We start from the raw sequence: 19,564 nt of genomic DNA, 5'->3' as shown, positions 1-19,564 counted from the left end.
AACTGGATCACACGCTGAAGGGCAGGTCGCCGCATAAATATCAATGTGACATTACCGGGGCGATTGTTTAGGATGGCTCCCAGAAGGTCAATAGTTTGGCACAAAGTTAATAGCGAAAGAATCTAGCCAAAATATTGACTGATAGCAGCGTCAACTTTGTTTCATCATTTTTTAAAGTACGTCCAGACTGAATCGGCGCAGACAGCCATCAGGTCTATGGAAGTCAACTGAACGTGACACCCCGGAGAGTCTTCAATGAGCAGTGTTGTTGCCATCGTCAAAAGCATTGTCGGTCAGGTTTTCGTGGTGTCCCCAGAGGGCGTCCGTCGCGTACTCGTTGAAGGCGACCGGCTGTTTGCCGGCGATCAGGTCGACACCGGTGTTTCCGGCGCCGTGTCCCTGGAACTGGCCGATGGCCGCACGATCGATCTGGGCCGCGACACTCAGTGGAGCGCCGACACCCCGGATTCCAGCACCGACCTGGCCGAAGCCACCGCGCAAGCCGCGCCGTCGGTAGAAGAGCTGCAACAAGCCATCGCCGCCGGTGTCGACCCGACTACCGCCCTTGAATCCACCGCTGCCGGCCCGAGCGCCGCAGGGACTGGCGGTGCCGCCGGTGGCGGTCACAGCTTCGTGATGCTCGATGCGACCGCCGGCCGCGTAGACCCGACCATTGGCTTCCCGACCGCAGGCATCAACTCCGCCGGTCAGGTTGCCCAGGACACCACCGGTGGCCAGACCACCGATACCACCGCCAACGCCCTGCGCGAGTCGACTCTGAGCCTCAGCGCCACGCCGAGCATCACTGAAGCCGGCGGCGTGCTGGTGTACACCGCGACCCTGACCCAGGCGCCGCTGACCGACCTGACCATCACCCTGTCCAACGGCGCGGTGATCGTGATTCCGGCAGGTTCCACCACCGGCACCGTCAACGTGCCACTGGCACCGAACGACACTGTCTATAACGACCCGACCCAGATCGACGTGACGGTCACCGGCACCACCGGCGGCAGCGGCATCACCGTGACCCCGCCGACCACCCCGGCCACGACTCAGGTCACCGACACCATCGACACCACCACGGTCACCCTGACGGCGGGGCCAAGCGTGACCGAAGGCGGTCAGATCACCTACACCGCCACGCTGACCAACCCGGCGCAGACGCCGGTGACCGTCACCCTGTCGAACGGCTCGACCATCACTATCGGCGCCGGCCAGACCACCGGCACCGTCAACGTGCCGACCGCGCCGAATGACGTCTATAACAACGGCAGCACCGTCACCACCACCATCACCGGTGCCTCCGGCGGCAACTTCGAAAACCTGGTGCCGAACCCGACACCGGCGGTGACCACCATCACCGATTCGATCGACACCACCGGCCTGACCCTGACCGCCACCGGCACTGTGGTCGAAGGTGGCCAGATCACCTACACCGCCACGCTGACCAACCCGGCGCAAACGCCGGTGACCGTCACCCTGTCGAACGGCTCGACGATTACCATCGGCGCCGGCCAGACCACCGGCAGCGTCAACGTGCCGACCGCACCGAATGACGTCTACAACAACGGCGGCACCGTCAGCACCACGATTACCGGTGCTACTGGCGGCAACTTCGAGAATCTGGTGCCGAACACGACGCCAGCGACCACCACCGTTACCGATTCCATCGACACCACCAACCTGTCGCTGAGCGCCACCGGTTCTGTGGCCGAAGGCGGTTCGATCATCTACACCGCCACCCTGACCAATCCTGCCGGCACCCCAGTGACCGTGACGCTGAGCAACGGCTCGGTCATTACCATTGAAGCGGGCAAAACTACCGGCACCGTGACCGTTCCGGCTCCGGCCGATGACGTCTATAAAGACGCCGGCAAAGTCGAAGTCACCATCAAGGACGCCACCGGCGGCAACTTCGAGAACCTGGTGCCGAGCACCGTTCCGGCCGTCACGGAAGTGACCGATACCATCGACACCACCACGGTGAAACTCACCGCGACCGAGTCGGCAGCCGAAGGTGGCACTGTCACTTATACCGCTACTGTTGGCGCGCCTGTGACCGGTTCGCCGGTCACCGTGACGCTGGCCAATGGTCAGTCGATCACCATCGAAGTCGGCAAAACCACCGGCACTGTCACCACCACCGCGCCGAACGACGTGTTGACCGGCAATGCACCACTGACTAACTCGATCACCGGCGTTTCCGGCGGTAATTACGAAGATCTGGTGGCCGACAAGACCCCGGTTTCGACCACGGTTACAGACGTTGCCGACACCACCAATCTGACCCTGAGCGCGACCGGCACTGTCGCTGAAGGGGGTTCGATTGTTTACACCGCGACCCTGACCAATCCGGCCGGCACCCCGGTGACCGTGACGCTGAGCAACGGCTCCGTCATCACCATTGAAGCGGGCAAGACCACTGGCACCGTGACCGTTCCGGCCCCTGCCGATGACGTCTATAAAGACGCCGGCAAAGTCGAAGTCACCATCAAGGACGCCACCGGCGGCAACTTCGAGAACCTGGTGCCAAGCACCGTTCCGGCCGTCACCGACGTGACCGATACCGTCGACACCACCACCGTCAAACTGACCGCGACGGAGTCGGCAGCTGAAGGTGGCACCGTTACTTACACCGCGACAGTTGGCGCCCCGGTGACCGGTTCGCCTGTCACCGTGACGCTGGCCAATGGTCAGTCGATCACCATCGAAGTCGGCAAAACCACCGGCACTGTGACCACCACTGCACCGAACGACGCGTTGAACGGTCACACACCACTGACCAATGCAATCACCGGCGTGAGCGGCGGCAATTACGAAAATCTCGTTGCCGACAAGACGCCGGTCAGCACTACCGTGACCGATACCGTCGACACCACCGACCTGACGCTGACCGCGACTGGCACCGTGGCCGAAGGTGGTTCGATCACCTACACCGCAACGCTGACCAATCCTGCCGGCACGCCGGTCACCGTGACCCTGAGCAACGGCTCGGTGATCACCATCGAGGCCGGTAAAACCACCGGCACCGTGACCGTTCCGGCGCCAGCCGATGACGTCTACAAGGACGCCGGTAAAGTCGAAGTCACCATCAAGGACGCAACCGGCGGCAACTTCGAGAACCTGGTGCCAAGCACTGTTCCGGCTGTTACCGAAGTTACCGACACCATCGACACCACCACCGTCAAACTGACCGCGACGGAGTCGGCAGCTGAAGGTGGCACCGTTACTTACACCGCGACAGTTGGCGCCCCGGTGACCGGTTCGCCTGTCACCGTGACGCTGGCCAATGGTCAGTCGATCACCATCGAAGTCGGCAAAACCACCGGCACTGTGACCACCACTGCACCGAACGACGCGTTGAACGGTCACACACCACTGACCAATGCAATCACCGGCGTGAGCGGCGGCAATTACGAAAATCTCGTTGCCGACAAGACGCCGGTCAGCACTACCGTGACCGATACCGTCGACACCACCGACCTGACGCTGACCGCGACTGGCACCGTGGCCGAAGGTGGTTCGATCACCTACACCGCAACGCTGACCAATCCTGCCGGCACGCCGGTCACCGTGACCCTGAGCAACGGCTCGGTGATCACCATCGAGGCCGGTAAAACCACCGGCACCGTGACCGTTCCGGCGCCAGCCGATGACGTCTACAAGGACGCCGGTAAAGTCGAAGTCACCATCAAGGACGCAACCGGCGGCAACTTCGAGAACCTGGTGCCAAGCACTGTTCCGGCTGTTACCGAAGTTACCGACACCATCGACACCACCACCGTCAAACTGACCGCGACGGAGTCGGCAGCTGAAGGTGGCACCGTTACTTACACCGCGACAGTTGGCGCCCCGGTGACCGGTTCGCCTGTCACCGTGACGCTGGCCAATGGTCAGTCGATCACCATCGAAGTCGGCAAAACCACCGGCACTGTGACCACCACTGCACCGAACGACGCGTTGAACGGTCACACACCACTGACCAATGCAATCACCGGCGTGAGCGGCGGCAATTACGAAAATCTCGTTGCCGACAAAACGCCGGTCAGCACTACCGTGACCGACACCGTCGATACCACCGACCTGACGCTGACCGCGACTGGCACCGTGGCCGAAGGTGGTTCGATCACCTACACCGCAACGCTGACCAATCCTGCCGGCACGCCGGTCACCGTGACCCTGAGCAACGGCTCGGTGATCACCATCGAGGCCGGTAAAACCACCGGCACCGTGACCGTTCCGGCGCCAGCCGATGACGTCTACAAGGACGCCGGTAAAGTCGAAGTCACCATCAAGGACGCAACCGGCGGCAACTTCGAGAACCTGGTGCCAAGCACCGTTCCGGCCGTCACCGACGTGACCGATACCGTCGACACCACCACCGTCAAACTGACCGCGACGGAGTCGGCAGCTGAAGGTGGCACCGTTACTTACACCGCGACAGTTGGCGCCCCGGTGACCGGTTCGCCTGTCACCGTGACGCTGGCCAATGGTCAGTCGATCACCATCGAAGTCGGCAAAACCACCGGCACTGTGACCACCACTGCACCGAACGACGCGTTGAACGGTCACACACCACTGACCAATGCAATCACCGGCGTGAGCGGCGGCAATTACGAAAATCTCGTTGCCGACAAAACGCCGGTCAGCACTACCGTGACCGACACCGTCGACACTACCGACCTGACGCTGACCGCGACTGGCACCGTGGCCGAAGGTGGTTCGATCACCTACACCGCAACGCTGACCAATCCTGCGGGTACGCCGGTCACCGTGACGTTGAGCAATGGCTCCGTCATCACCATCGAGGCTGGCAAAACCACCGGCACCGTGACCGTTCCAGCCCCTGCCGATGACGTCTACAAAGACGCCGACAAGGTCGAAGTCACGATCAAGGATGCCTCCGGCGGCAACTTCGAGAACCTGGTGCCAAGCACCGTTCCGGCCGTCACTGAAGTGACTGACACCATCGATACGTCGACCGTGAAGCTGAGCGCCGATACGTCGGTGGCTGAGGGCGGCACCGTCACCTACACCGCCACTGTTGGCGCTCCGGTGACTGGCTCGCCGGTCACCGTGACCCTGGCCAACGGCCAGACCATCACCATCGAAGTCGGCAAAACCACCGGTACGATCACCACCACTGCGCCGAACGATGCCCTCAACGGTCACACACCGCTGACCAATGCGATCACTGGCGTGAGCGGCGGTAACTACGAAAACCTGGTGGCCGACAAAACGCCGGTCAGCACTACCGTGACCGATACCGTCGACACCACCGACCTGTCGCTGACCGCGACCGGAACCGTGGCCGAAGGTGGCTCGATCGTTTACACCGCGACCCTGACCAACCCGGCCGGCACTCCGCTGACCGTGACTCTGTCGAACGGCGCCGTCATCACCATCGAGGCTGGTAAAACCACCGGCACCGTGACCGTTCCGGCGCCAGCCGATGACGTCTATAAGGACGCCGGCAAAGTCGAAGTCACGATCAAGGACGCAACCGGTGGCAACTTCGAGAACCTCGTTCCGAGCACCGTTCCAGCCGTAACGGAAGTCACCGACACCATCGATACGACGACCGTGAAGCTGACCGCTTCCGAAACGGCCGCTGAAGGTGGCACCGTCACTTACACCGCGACTGTTGGCGCGCCAGTGACCGGCTCGCCTGTGACCGTGACCCTGGCCAATGGTCAGTCGATCACCATCGAAGTGGGCAAAACCACCGGCACCGTCACCACCACCGCGCCGAACGATGCGCTGAACGGTCACACTCCGCTGACCAATGCGATCACCGGTGTGAGCGGCGGCAACTACGAAAATCTGGTGGCTGACAAGACGCCGGTCAGCACTACCGTGACTGATACCGTCGATACCACCGACCTGACGCTGACTGCAACCGACACCGTTGCCGAAGGTGGCTCGATCACCTACACCGCCACCCTGACCAACCCGGCCGGCACTCCGGTGACCGTGACGTTGAGCAACGGCTCCGTCATCACCATCGAAGCCGGTAAAACCACCGGCACCGTGACCGTTCCGGCGCCAGCCGATGACGTCTACAAGGACGCCGGCAAAGTCGAAGTCACCATCAAGGATGCCTCCGGCGGCAACTTCGAGAACCTGGTGCCGAGCACTGCTCCGGCGGTTACCGAAGTCACCGACACCATCGACACCACCACGGTGAAACTCACCGCGACCGAGTCGGCAGCTGAAGGCGGTACCGTTACTTACACTGCGACCGTCGGCGCGCCTGTCACTGGTTCGCCTGTGACCGTGACTCTGGCCAATGGTCAGTCGATCACCATCGAAGTCGGCAAGACCACCGGCACCGTCACCACCACCGCGCCGAACGATGCGTTGAACGGTCACACCCCGCTGACCAACTCGATTACTGGCGTGAGCGGCGGCAACTACGAAAACCTCGTAGCCGACAAAACCCCGGTTTCGACCACCGTCACCGATACCGTCGACACCACCAATCTGACCCTGAGCGCCACTGACTCGGTGGCCGAAGGTGGCTCGATCACCTACACCGCGACCCTGACCAACGCCGCCGGCACCCCGGTGACCGTGACGTTGAGCAACGGCGCCGTCATCACCATCGAAGCCGGTAAAACCACTGGCACCGTGACTGTCGATGCGCCGAAAGATGACGTCTATAAGGACGCCGGCAAGGTCGAAGTGACCATCAAGGATGCAACTGGCGGCAACTTCGAGAACCTGGTGCCGAGCACCGTTCCGGCCGTCACCGATGTAACCGACACCATCGACACCTCGACCGTCAAACTGACCGCGACCGAGTCGGCTGCTGAAGGCGGCACCGTCACCTACACCGCCACCGTGGGCGCCCCGGTCACCGGCTCGCCTGTGACCGTGAACCTGGCCAACGGTCAGTCGATCACCATCGAAGTGGGCAAGACCACTGGCACCGTGACCACCACCGCACCGAACGATGCGCTCAACGGCCATACGCCGCTGACCAACTCGATCACCGGCGTGAGCGGCGGCAACTACGAAAATCTGGTGGCCGACAAGACTCCGGTCAGTACCACCGTGACCGACACCGTCGACACCACCAACCTGACCCTGAGCGCCACGCCGGAAGTCAACGAAGGCGGCCAGATCACCTACACCGCGACTCTGACCAACGCCGCCGGCACCCCGGTGACCGTGACGTTGAGCAACGGCGCCGTGATCACCATCGAGGCCGGCAAAACCTCCGGCACCGTGACCGTCGATGCACCGAAGGACGACGTCTACAAGGACGCCGGCAAAGTCGAGACGACCATTTCGACCACCACCGGTGGCAACTTCGAAAACCTGGTCACCAGCACCGCCCCGGCGGTCACCACCGTCAATGACACCATCGACACGTCCACCGTGTCGCTGACCGCTACCGCCAACGTCGCCGAAGGCGAAACCGTGGTCTACACCGCGACCGTGACCGCGCCAGTGACCGGCTCGCCGGTCGTCGTGACCCTGTCCAACGGCCAGACCATCACCATCGCCGTCGGTGAAACTACTGGCACCGTGAACTTCGTCGCGCCGAACAGCCCGCTGGCGGGCGGCAGCTCGCTGAGCGTGACCATCGACAAGGCCACCGGTGGCAACTACGAAAACCTGGCGGTCGACGGCAAGTCTGCCGACACCTCGGTGTCGGACACTGTCGACACGACCAACCTGAACCTGACGGCCACCGATTCGGTTGCCGAGGGTGGTTCGATCACTTACACCGCGACCCTTACCAACCCGGCCGGTACGCCGGTGACCGTGACCCTGTCGAACGGCGCCGTCATCACCATTGAAGCCGGTAAAACCACCGGCACCGTGACCGTCGATGCACCGAAGGACGACGTCTACAAAGACGCCGGCAAAGTCGAGGCGACCATTTCGACCGCTACTGGCGGTGGTTTCGAGAACCTGGTGCCGAGCACCGTTCCGGCCGTGACCAACGTCACCGACACCATCGACACCACCACGGTGAAACTCACCGCGACCGCGACAGCTGCCGAAGGCGGCACCGTTACTTACACCGCTACCGTCGGCGCACCTGTGACCGGTTCGCCAGTCACCGTGACGCTGTCCAACGGTCAGTCGATCACCATCGAAGTGGGTAAAACCACGGGCACCATCACCACCACTGCGCCAAACGATGCGCTCAACGGCCACACGCCGCTGACCAACTCGATTACCGGCGTGAGCGGCGGCAATTACGAAAACCTGGTGGCCGACAAGACTCCGGTCAGCACTACCGTGACCGACACCGTCGACACCACCAACCTGTCGCTGACCGCGACCGGAACCGTGGCCGAAGGTGGCTCGATCGTTTACACCGCGACCCTGACCAACCCGGCCGGCACTCCGCTGACCGTGACTCTGTCGAACGGCGCCGTCATCACCATCGAGGCTGGTAAAACCACCGGCACCGTGACTGTTGCCGCACCAGCCGATGACGTCTATAAGGACGCCGGCAAAGTCGAAGTCACGATCAAGAACGCAGCCGGTGGCAACTTCGAGAACCTCGTTCCGAGCACCGTTCCAGCCGTAACGGAAGTCACCGACACCATCGATACGACGACCGTGAAGCTGACCGCTTCCGAAACGGCCGCTGAAGGTGGCACCGTCACTTACACCGCGACTGTTGGCGCGCCAGTGACCGGCTCGCCTGTGACCGTGACCCTGGCCAATGGTCAGTCGATCACCATCGAAGTGGGCAAAACCACTGGCACTGTCACCACCACCGCGCCGAACGATGCACTCAACGGCCATGCGCCGCTGACCAACGCGATTACTGGCGTGAGCGGCGGCAATTACGAAAACCTGGTGGCCGACAAGACTCCGGTCAGCACTACCGTGACCGACACCGTCGACACCACCAACCTGTCGCTGACCGCGACCGGAACCGTGGCCGAAGGTGGCTCGATCGTTTACACCGCGACCCTGACCAACCCGGCCGGCACTCCGCTGACCGTGACTCTGTCGAACGGCGCCGTCATCACCATCGAGGCTGGTAAAACCACCGGCACCGTGACTGTTGCCGCACCAGCCGATGACGTCTATAAGGACGCCGGCAAAGTCGAAGTCACGATCAAGGACGCAGCCGGTGGCAACTTCGAGAACCTCGTTCCGAGCACCGTTCCAGCCGTAACGGAAGTCACCGACACCATCGATACGACGACCGTGAAGCTGACCGCTTCCGAAACGGCCGCTGAAGGTGGCACCGTCACTTACACCGCGACTGTTGGCGCGCCAGTGACCGGCTCGCCTGTGACCGTGACCCTGGCCAATGGTCAGTCGATCACCATCGAAGTGGGCAAAACCACTGGCACTGTCACCACCACCGCGCCGAACGATGCACTCAACGGCCACACGCCGCTGACCAACTCGATCACCGGCGTGACGGGCGGCAACTACGAAAACCTCGTGGCCGACAAAACACCGGTCTCGACCACCGTCACTGACACCGTCGACACCACCAACCTGACCCTGAGCGCTACCAATTCTGTGGCCGAGGGTGGTTCGATCACTTACACCGCCACACTGACCAACCCGGCCGGCACTCCGCTGACCGTGACGTTGAGCAACGGCGCCGTGATCACCATCGAAGCCGGTAAAACCACCGGCACCGTGACCGTCGACGCGCCGAAAGACGACGTCTACAAAGATGCCGGCAAAGTCGAGGCGACCATTTCGACCGCCACCGGTGGCAACTTCGAGAACCTGGTGCCAAGCACTGTTCCGGCTGTCACAGAAGTCACCGACACCATCGACACCACCACGGTCAAACTGACCGCGACCGAGTCGGCGGCTGAAGGCGGCACTGTCACTTACACCGCCACCGTGGGCGCGCCGGTGACCGGTTCGCCAGTCACAGTGACGCTGTCCAGCGGTCAGTCGATCACCATCGAAGTCGGCAAGACCACCGGCACTGTCACCACCACCGCACCGAACGATGCGCTAACCGGCCACGCGCCGCTGACCAACGCGATCACCGGCGTGACCGGCGGCAACTACGAAAATCTGGTGGCTGACAAAACTCCGGTTTCGACCACCGTCACCGATACCGTCGACACCACCAACCTGACCCTCAGCGCCACCAACTCGGTCGCAGAGGGCGGTTCGATCATCTACACCGCGACCCTGACCAACGCCGCTGGCTCGCCAGTGACCGTGACCTTGTCGAACGGGGCCGTGATCACTATCGAAGCCGGTAAAACCACCGGCACCGTGACCGTCGCCGCGCCAGCCGACGACGTCTACAAAGACGCCGGCAACGTGCAGGCGACGATCACCAATGCAGCTGGCGGCAACTTCGAAAACCTGGTGCCGAGCACTGTTCCGGCCGTGACCCAGGTCACCGATACCATCGACACCACCACCGTGAAACTGACCGCCACCACGACGGCAGCTGAAGGTGGCACCGTCACCTACACCGCTACCGTTGGCGCGCCGGTGACTGGCTCGCCAGTGACCGTGAACCTGTCGAATGGCCAGAGCATCACCATCGAAGTGGGTAAAACCACCGGCACCGTGACCACCACGGCACCTAACGATGCGCTCAACGGCCACACGCCGCTGACCAACGCGATCACCAATGTGACGGGCGGCAACTACGAAAATCTGGTGGCCGACAAGACGCCGGTCAGCACTACCGTGACCGACACTGTCGACACCACCAACCTGTCGCTGAGCGCGACTGGCACCGTGGCCGAAGGTGGTTCGATCACCTACACCGCCACCTTGACCAACGCTGCGGGCACCCCGGTGACCGTGACCCTGTCGAACGGCGCCGTCATCACCATCGAAGCCGGCAAAACCACCGGCACCGTGACCGTCGCCGCTCCAGCCGATGACGTCTACAAAGACGCCGGCAACGTGCAGGCCACGATCACCAATGCAGCTGGCGGCAATTTCGAAAACCTGGTGACCAGCACCACACCAGCCGTGACCAGCGTCACCGACACTATCGACACCACCACCGTGAAGCTGACCGCGACCACGACGGCGGCCGAGGGTGGCACCGTCACCTACACCGCGACCGTGGGTGCGCCGGTGACGGGCTCGCCAGTGACCGTGACTCTGTCGAATGGTCAGTCGATCACCATCGAAGTCGGCAAAACCACCGGCACCGTGACCACTACCGCGCCGAACGACGTGCTGACCGGTCATGCACCGCTGACCAACGCCATCACCGGCGTGAGCGGTGGTAACTACGAAAATCTGGTTGCGGATAAAACCCCGGTTTCGACCACCGTCACCGATACCGTCGACACCACCAACCTGTCGCTCAGCGCGACCGGTACCGTGGCCGAAGGCGGCTCGATCACCTACACCGCGACCCTGACCAACGCTGCTGGCTCGCCAGTGACCGTGACCTTGTCGAACGGCGCCGTGATTACCATCGAAGCGGGCAAGACCACCGGCACCGTGACCGTTCCTGCGCCAGCCGACGACGTCTACAAGGATGCCGGCAACGTACAGGCAACGATCACCAACGCCAGCGGTGGCAACTTCGAGAACCTGGTCACCAGCACCACACCAGCGGTGACCAGCGTTACTGACACCATCGACACCACCACCGTGAAGCTGACTGCGACCGCGACCGCGGCCGAAGGTGGCAACGTTGTCTACACCGCCACAGTCGGCGCGCCTGTAACGGGCTCGCCAGTGACCGTGACCTTGTCGAATGGTCAGTCGATCACTATCGAAGTCGGCAAGACCACCGGCACCGTGACCACTACCGCACCGAACGACGTGTTGAATGGTCATACGCCACTGACCAACGCCATCACCGGCGTGAGCGGTGGCAACTACGAGAACCTCGTCGCCGACAAGACGCCGGTCAGCACCACCGTCACCGATACCGTCGACACCACCAACCTGTCGCTCAGCGCGACCGGCACCGTGGCCGAAGGTGGCTCGATCACTTACACCGCCACCCTGACCAACGCCGCTGGCTCGCCAGTGACCGTGACCCTGAGCAACGGTTCGGTGATCACCATCGAAGCCGGCAAGACCACCGGCACCGTGACCGTTGCCGCACCAGCCGATGACGTCTACAAGGACGCCGGCAACGTGCAGGCCACGATCACCAACGCCAGCGGTGGCAACTTCGAGAACCTGGTCACCAGCACCACACCAGCGGTGACCAGCGTTACTGACACCATCGACACCACCACCGTGAAGCTGACTGCGACCGCGACCGCGGCCGAAGGTGGCAACGTTGTCTACACCGCCACAGTCGGCGCGCCTGTAACGGGCTCGCCAGTGACCGTGACCTTGTCGAATGGTCAGTCGATCACTATCGAAGTCGGCAAGACCACCGGCACCGTGACCACTACCGCACCGAACGACGTGTTGAATGGTCATACGCCACTGACCAACGCCATCACCGGCGTGAGCGGTGGCAACTACGAGAACCTCGTCGCCGACAAGACGCCGGTCAGCACCACCGTCACCGATACCGTCGACACCACCAACCTGTCGCTCAGCGCGACCGGCACCGTGGCCGAAGGTGGCTCGATCACTTACACCGCCACCCTGACCAACGCCGCTGGCTCGCCAGTGACCGTGACCCTGAGCAACGGTTCGGTGATCACCATCGAAGCCGGCAAGACCACCGGCACCGTGACCGTTCCTGCGCCAGCCGATGACGTCTACAAGGACGCCGGCAACGTGCAGGCCACGATCACCAACGCTACCGGTGGCAACTTCGAGAATCTGGTCACCAGCACCACACCAGCGGTGACCAGCGTCACCGATACCATCGATACCACCACCGTGAAACTGACCGCGACGACGACGGCAGCCGAAGGTGGCACCGTCACCTACACCGCGACCGTGGGCGCGCCGGTGACTGGCTCGCCGGTAACCGTGACCCTGGCCAACGGTCAGTCGATCACCATCGAAGTCGGCAAAACCACCGGCACCGTGACCACCACCGCGCCGAACGACGCGTTGACCGGCCACACGCCGCTGACCAACTCGATCACCAACGTTACTGGCGGCAACTACGAGAACCTCGTAGCCGACAAGACGCCGGTCAGCACCACCGTCACCGACACCATCGACACCACCAACCTGTCGCTCAGCGCGACCGGCACCGTGGCTGAAGGTGGCTCGATCACCTACACCGCAACCCTGACCAACGCCGCTGGCTCGCCAGTGACCGTGACCCTGAGCAACGGCTCGGTGATCACCATCGAAGCGGGCAAGACCACCGGCACCGTGACCGTTCCTGCGCCAGCCGACGACGTCTACAAGGACGCCGGCAACGTGCAGGCCACGATCACCAACGCCACCGGCGGCAATTTCGAAAACCTGGTGACCAGCAACACACCAGCGGTGACCAGCGTCACCGATACCATCGATACCACCACCGTCAGCATCACCGGCAGCACCTCGGTGACCGAAGGCCAGACCGCCAGCTACACCGTCAGCCTGACCCACCCGGCGCAAACCGAAGTGACCCTGAAAATCGTCTACAGCGGCACCGCCGCCGACGGTTCGGACTTCACCGGCGTGTACACCGTGAAGATCCCGGCAGGTGCCAGCAGCGCGCAGTTCAACGTCGCGACCATCGACGACAAGATCACCGAAGGCACCGAAAACTTCGTGGTCAGGATCGACTCGGCCACCGGTGGCAACTTCGAAAATCTGGCAGTCAGCAGCACCAACGGCAGCGTCAGCACCTCGATCATCGACAACGATGCGCCACCGGTCATCGACCTCGACGCCAACAACTCCAGCGGCGCCACCGGGGCCGACTACAAGGTGACCTTCACCGAGAACACCCCGGGCGCGGGTGTGTCGATTGCCGACACCGACATCAAGATCACCGACCCGGACAGCACCATGCTGACCGGCGCCACCATCGTGCTGACCAACCGTCAGGACGGTGATGCGCTGAACCTGGGCAACAGCGTCAACGGCATCACCATCAACGCCAACAGCACCAATGGCACGATCACGCTGACCCTGTCGGGCAATGCGACGCTTGCCGACTACATGCAGCAGATCAAGAACATCACCTTCACCAACAACAGTGAAGATCCGAGCACCGTGCCGCGCACCATCACCGTGACGGTGACCGATGGCGGCAACTACTCCAACACCGCGACCACCACGGTCAACGTGGTGGCGATCAACGACGCGCCGGTCGCTGCACCGGTCAACGTCACCGGCACCGAAGACACTCCGCTGATCCTCGGCTGGTCAACCTTCGGCGTCAGCGACGTCGACAGCCCGGCCAGCAGCCTGGGCGTGAAAATCACCCAGCTGCCGGGCGAAGGCAAACTGCAGTACCTGGACGGTTCGACCTGGAAAGACGTCGCCACCAACCAGACCTTCACCAAGGCCGACATTGACGCCGGCAAGCTGCGCTTCCTGCCGGATGCCAACGAGTCGGGCGTGAACGGATACGGCGGCACCGGTCTGGGCAACAACCAGGCTGACTATGCACAGATCAAGTTCCAGCCAACCGACGGCCAGTTGCTGGGCAACACCGGCACCATCAAGATCGACATCACGCCGGTGGCGGATGCACCGACCCTGTCGGTCGCCGACAACAGCGTGAAGTCCACCGGGCTGATCAAGGAAGTCTGGACCGGTCTGTCGGGTCTGGGCACTGATGGCAGCGGCGCGAATTCGACCACCCTGAAAAACGTGATCGACGGCGCGGGCAAGCCGAACACCAGCGGCACGGTGAACAACGTGCAGTCCGACGGCAGCGTGACCGCCGGCACTGCGTCGAAGACGTCCGGCCTGATCTATCTGGAAGCCGGCAAGACCTACACCTTCAGCGGCACCGGTGACGACAGCCTGCTGGTGACCATCGGCGGCAAGAGCGTGGCATCCACGACGTGGGGCGCGGGCGGCAACCTCAACGGTTCGTTCACCCCGACCACCAGCGGCTACTACACCCTGGACATTTACCACCACAACCAGAGCGGCCCGGGCAGCTACGACGTCAACCTGTCGGTCAACGGCAGCACGCCGATCGACCTGAGCAGTGCCGGCGTGCCGATCTACACCGGCGTGCAGGATCTGGTGAATGCCGGCGTGACCGTCTCCGATCTGCACGGCACCAACGGCGAAGGCTATTACGACGGCTACAAGCTCAACACCGGCGCCGAAGGCACCACGGTGAAACTGTCGTCGATCAGCACCGCGCTGACCGACACCGATGGCTCGGAAACCCTGAGCATCAAGATCAGCGGTGCGCCGGTCGGCTCGGTGCTCAGCGACGGCGCAGGCCACAGCTTCACCGTGACCGCCACCAGCGGCGACGCCAACGTCACCGGCTGGAACCTCGGCACCCTGACCGTGACCCCGCCGACCTACTACAACGGCCAGTTCAACCTGACCGTGACCTCGACTTCCACCGAGGCCGTGGGCGGCTCGGCCAGCACCACCGCGACCATCCCGGTCACTGTGGTGCCGGCGGTGTACAACGCGGCGGTCGCCACCTCGGGTGACGACAACTTCACCGGCACCGACGGCAACGACATCATGGTCGCCGACATCGGCGGCCTGACCGTGGTGCCGGGCACCAACTACAACATCGCGTTCATGGTCGACAGCTCGGGCAGCATGAGTGCCTCGTCGATCAACGCGGCGAAGGACTCGCTGACGTCGGTGTTCAACACCCTCAAGCAGAGCCTGGGCAACAACTCCGGTACGGTGAACATCTTCCTGGTGGACTTCGATACCCAGGTCAACAAGTCGGTGTCAGTGAACCTCAACGACCCGAATGCGCTGACCTTGCTCAAGGCCGTGCTGGATTCGATGTCGTCCGGCGGCGGCACCAACTACGAAGACGTGTTCAAGGCCACGGCGAACTTCTTCCAGAGCACCGAAGCGCTGGCCAACACCGGGGCGAAGAACCTTACGTACTTCATCACCGACGGCCAGCCGACCTACTACCAGAGCAACGAGCAGACCAACCCGACGCTGTACGGCAACGTGAAGCTCGACGACGTGGTGAAAACCAGCAACTACAAGCTGGGCAGCAGCTTCGCCACCTACATCGACAGCACCCACTACCTGAGCATCAGCACCTCCGGTGAAGTGGTGCTGCAGACGCTCAAGAACGGCAACTGGAACTGGAACAGCCTGGGCACCATTCACGCCCAGGGTGACGGCACCTACGAAATCTCGAGCCTGGCGGGCAGCGGCAACAGCACCTCGTCGAACACCACCGACAACTCCGCCACCGGCTTCGCACTGCTGAGCGGTCTGTCGAACGTCGAAGCGATCGGCCTCAACAACGGCGTCAGTCTCAACGACCTGAAACCGTACGATTCGGACAAGACGCCGCAGACCAACATCGATCCGAAGGACCTGGCCAACTCGATCATCGGCCACACCGAAGCGACGATGCCGGGCAACGACACGGTCAGCGGCGGCGACGGCAACGACATCCTGTTCGGCGACCTGGTGAGCTTCAACGGCATTGCCGGCGAGGGTTATCAGGCGATGCAGGCGTTCGTGGCCAAGGAAACCGGGGTTGACGTCAGCAAAGTCACCACCAGCAATGTGCACCAGTACATCACCGAGCACTATCAGGCGTTCGATGTGTCCGGTGCCCACGACGGCAACGACACGCTGCTGGGCGGCGCGGGCAATGACATCCTGTTCGGCTCGGGCGGCAACGACCTGCTCGACGGCGGCAAGGGCAATGACATCCTGCTCGGCGGCACCGGCAACGACACGCTGATCGGCGGCCTGGGCAACGACATCCTGATCGGCGGTTCCGGTGGCGACACCTTCGTCTGGAAATCGGGCGATACCGGCAACGACGTGATCAAGGACTTCAAGGCCAGCGAAGGCGACCGCATCGACCTGCGCGACCTGTTGCAGGGCGAGACCGGCAGCACCATCGACAACTTCCTGAAGATCACCACGGTCGACGGCGTGTCGTCGCTGCAAGTCAGCTCGGGCGGCAAGTTCAACTCGGGCGATGCCGCAGCCGCGACACCGGACGTGACGATCAAACTGGAAGGCAACAACTGGTCGAGTGCCAACATTCACAACCTGATTGCCGGCAGCGATCCGACCATCAAGGTCGACCACAACAACAGCTGATGCGTGAACAACGGCCGCCCCACTTGGGGTGGCCGTCACGTTTGCGGCACTTGAACCGGTGACGATTTCGTCGGCGCGCCGCATACTCGCGTGCAGTTGGCTATGCTGCTGACAGCATGACGCTGGTCCATTTTCGAGGGATGCTCAATGTTTTACGTGCAACGCGATGCGCAGGGTCAGTTGATTCGCGTGGAAGCTGCGGCCTACGCCGAGGCCACGGAAACACTGCCCGCCGACCACCACGAAATCCAGGCCTGGTACGCCAACGAGGCCGTGGAGAACAGCCTCAAACAGCTCAAGCAGAGCGACCTGGAAATGATCCGGGTACTCGACGACCTGATTCAGGTGCTGACCAGCAAAGGCGTGATCCGCGTCACCGACCTGCCGCCGGCGGCCCAGGCCAAATTGATGGACCGGACCCAGGCGAGGGAAGCGCTGGGCGGGTTGAGTCAGTTGATTGATGAGGATGAGGGCGGGTTGATCTGATCCGTTTGATCTTTCCCACGCCGAGCGTGGGAAAGATCAGTCAGTCCCAGAGTTTTGGCTCACCGAACAGCTGCCCCTGAACCCCATACAACCCCATCTCGCGAATCACCGACAATTCCCCTTCCGTCTCGACCCGCTCGGCAATCAGCGGCAGATCGATGCTGTGCGCCGCACGCTGGATCGCTTCGATGAACAGACGCTTGTCGCTTTCCTGATCGATCGCCCGGATGTAGCTGCCATCGATCTTCAGGTACGCCAGCCCCAGCCGCGCCAGGTTGCCGATCATGCTGAAGCGCCCGCCGAAGCGCTGCAGGCTCAGGGAGAATCCGAGTTCGCGCAGGCGCCGGGTCAACTGTTCCAGCACCGCTTGTTCCGGCAATTGTTCCTCACCGATTTCCAGGGTCAGGCGCGCACCGAGGTTGGAATGCGTCCGCAGGATCTCGAACACTTTGTTCAACGACTGCGGATCGGCCAGGGTGGCCGAGGACAGGTTAAGCGCCAGCGACTCTTCATGGCCAGTCATCTGCTCCAGCACTCGCTCGAGCATCAACCGGTCCAGTCGCGCGGTCCAGCCGAAGCGCTCCAGCCACGGCAGGAAGCGCCCGGCGGGAATGGTCTGGCCCTGCTCGTCGAGCAAGCGCGACAGCACTTTGTAATGCAGCACCAGTTGCGTGTCCTGCGCCGCCACCACCGGCTGGAAGAACAGCTCGAAACGCCGCTGATTCAGCGCCTGATCGAGCAAGCGATGCCAGGCGTGGTGATCGTCACCGACATCCGCCACCAGGCTCTGATCGAGGCACGCCCAGTTCTGCTCGCCCTGCCCTTCGGCCTGGGCCAGCGCCTGATCGCCGAGGCTGAGCACTGCCTGCGGGGAGTCGCCGTGAGCAAACGGTGCCAGGCCGATAGAAGCCACGGCGGCCACATCGGTGGCGCCTGTCGCGTGCAGACTGCTCAGCGCACTGTCGAGGCTCTGCGCCAGTTGCAGCGCCTCTTCGCGGGTCAGCCCCGGCGCCAGCACGGCGAATTCACCACCACGAATCCGGGTGACGAGGTTCTGGGTTTCCGGGTATTTGGCGCACTCGCGGGATAGCTGCTCGCCGACCGCTTTCAACAATTCATCGGTGCGCTGACCGCCAAGGCGCTGGTTGAGTCCGGCCAGATCCTTGACCCGCAACAGCAGCAGATAACCGGAACTGGCCTGTTCCGGGTTGCTCACTCGCGCATTCAGCTGCATCTCGAAATAACGCCGGTTGGCCAACCCGGTGAGATTGTCCTGATAGGACTCGGTACGCAGTTTTTCACTGCGCTCGGCCTGCTCCTGGAATAGCGCCTTGAGCTTCTCGACCATCTGGTTCATGGCCAACACCACACGGCGCAATTCAGGCGTGCGCGGCAGGTCCGGCAGGCTGAGGAATTCGCGGCGGGCGATGGCGTGGGATTGCTTGACCATGTAATCCAGCGGCTTCAATTGCCGACGCAGCAACAGCGCGCCCAGCACCGCACTCACCGCACCGCAGACCAGCAGCCAGCCCAGGCTGCCGAGCGCGCTCTGCCAGAGCTTGGCCAGGGCGAACATCGGATGGCTGACCACCTCGACCCGCGCTGCCTGTTCCCAGCCACGGCTGACCAGCGCATCGCCACCGGCCGGCTCCAGGCCGATCAGTTTGACGAACCAGTCCGGCACGTTGGTGACCGTCGGAATGCCATTGCGCTCGACGATGGTCTGGTCGGTCTTCAGATCGACCACGCGGATGCTCGAGTAGTAACCGCTGTCGAAAATCGAACTGACCAGCAGCTCGACCATCGCCGGGTCATCGATGTTCGGCGTCAACGACAGCGCCAGCGCCGTGGCCGCATCCTGGGCATGGGAGCGCAACTGGTTGACGTACTGGGTGCGCGAGCTCTCCAGACTGACCATGAAGCTGCCGGTGAAGGCGACCACCAGGAACAGACAGATAGCGATCAACAGCTGTTTGAACAAAGACATCTG

The 19,564-nt window shown here is 62.8% G+C and carries 3 protein-coding genes; 2 read left to right on the top strand and 1 reads right to left on the bottom strand.

Going from position 1 to position 19,564, the window contains the following annotated elements; translation table 11 throughout:
* Positions 1-255: 255 nt before the first annotated feature.
* Together KJY40_RS01665 and KJY40_RS01660 are read left to right on the top strand one after the other, a co-directional pair.
* On the top strand, positions 256-17,088 hold the full coding sequence (locus tag KJY40_RS01665) for a LapA family giant adhesin (RefSeq protein ID WP_230734593.1): 16,833 nt from the start codon (positions 256-258) through the stop codon (positions 17,086-17,088).
* 147 nt (positions 17,089-17,235) lie between these two features.
* On the top strand, positions 17,236-17,574 hold the full coding sequence (locus KJY40_RS01660; RefSeq protein ID WP_007960236.1) for a hypothetical protein: 339 nt from the start codon (positions 17,236-17,238) through the stop codon (positions 17,572-17,574).
* A gap of 40 nt (positions 17,575-17,614) precedes the next feature.
* On the opposite strand, the gene lapD is transcribed toward KJY40_RS01660, so the two are convergent.
* Positions 17,615-19,561: a cyclic di-GMP receptor LapD gene (lapD, locus tag KJY40_RS01655; RefSeq protein WP_230734591.1), complete on the bottom strand. Its 1,947-nt coding sequence runs from the start codon at positions 19,559-19,561 to the stop codon at positions 17,615-17,617.
* Positions 19,562-19,564: the final 3 nt, after the last annotated feature.

The sequence above is a fragment of the Pseudomonas fitomaticsae genome, assembly GCF_021018765.1.
GTDB lineage: Bacteria > Pseudomonadota > Gammaproteobacteria > Pseudomonadales > Pseudomonadaceae > Aquipseudomonas > Aquipseudomonas fitomaticsae.
The sequence above is the reverse complement of the archived record's forward strand: the minus strand, read 5'-3'. Positions and strand labels throughout refer to the sequence as shown.

Excerpts from the sequence above, each read along its gene's own strand:
- KJY40_RS01665 (WP_230734593.1), top strand. The coding sequence starts at position 256 with ATGAGCAGTGTTGTTGCCATCGTCAAAAGCATTGTCGGTCAGGTTTTC.
- KJY40_RS01660 (WP_007960236.1), top strand. The coding sequence starts at position 17,236 with ATGTTTTACGTGCAACGCGATGCGCAGGGTCAGTTGATTCGCGTGGAA.
- lapD (WP_230734591.1), bottom strand. The coding sequence starts at position 19,561 with ATGTCTTTGTTCAAACAGCTGTTGATCGCTATCTGTCTGTTCCTGGTG.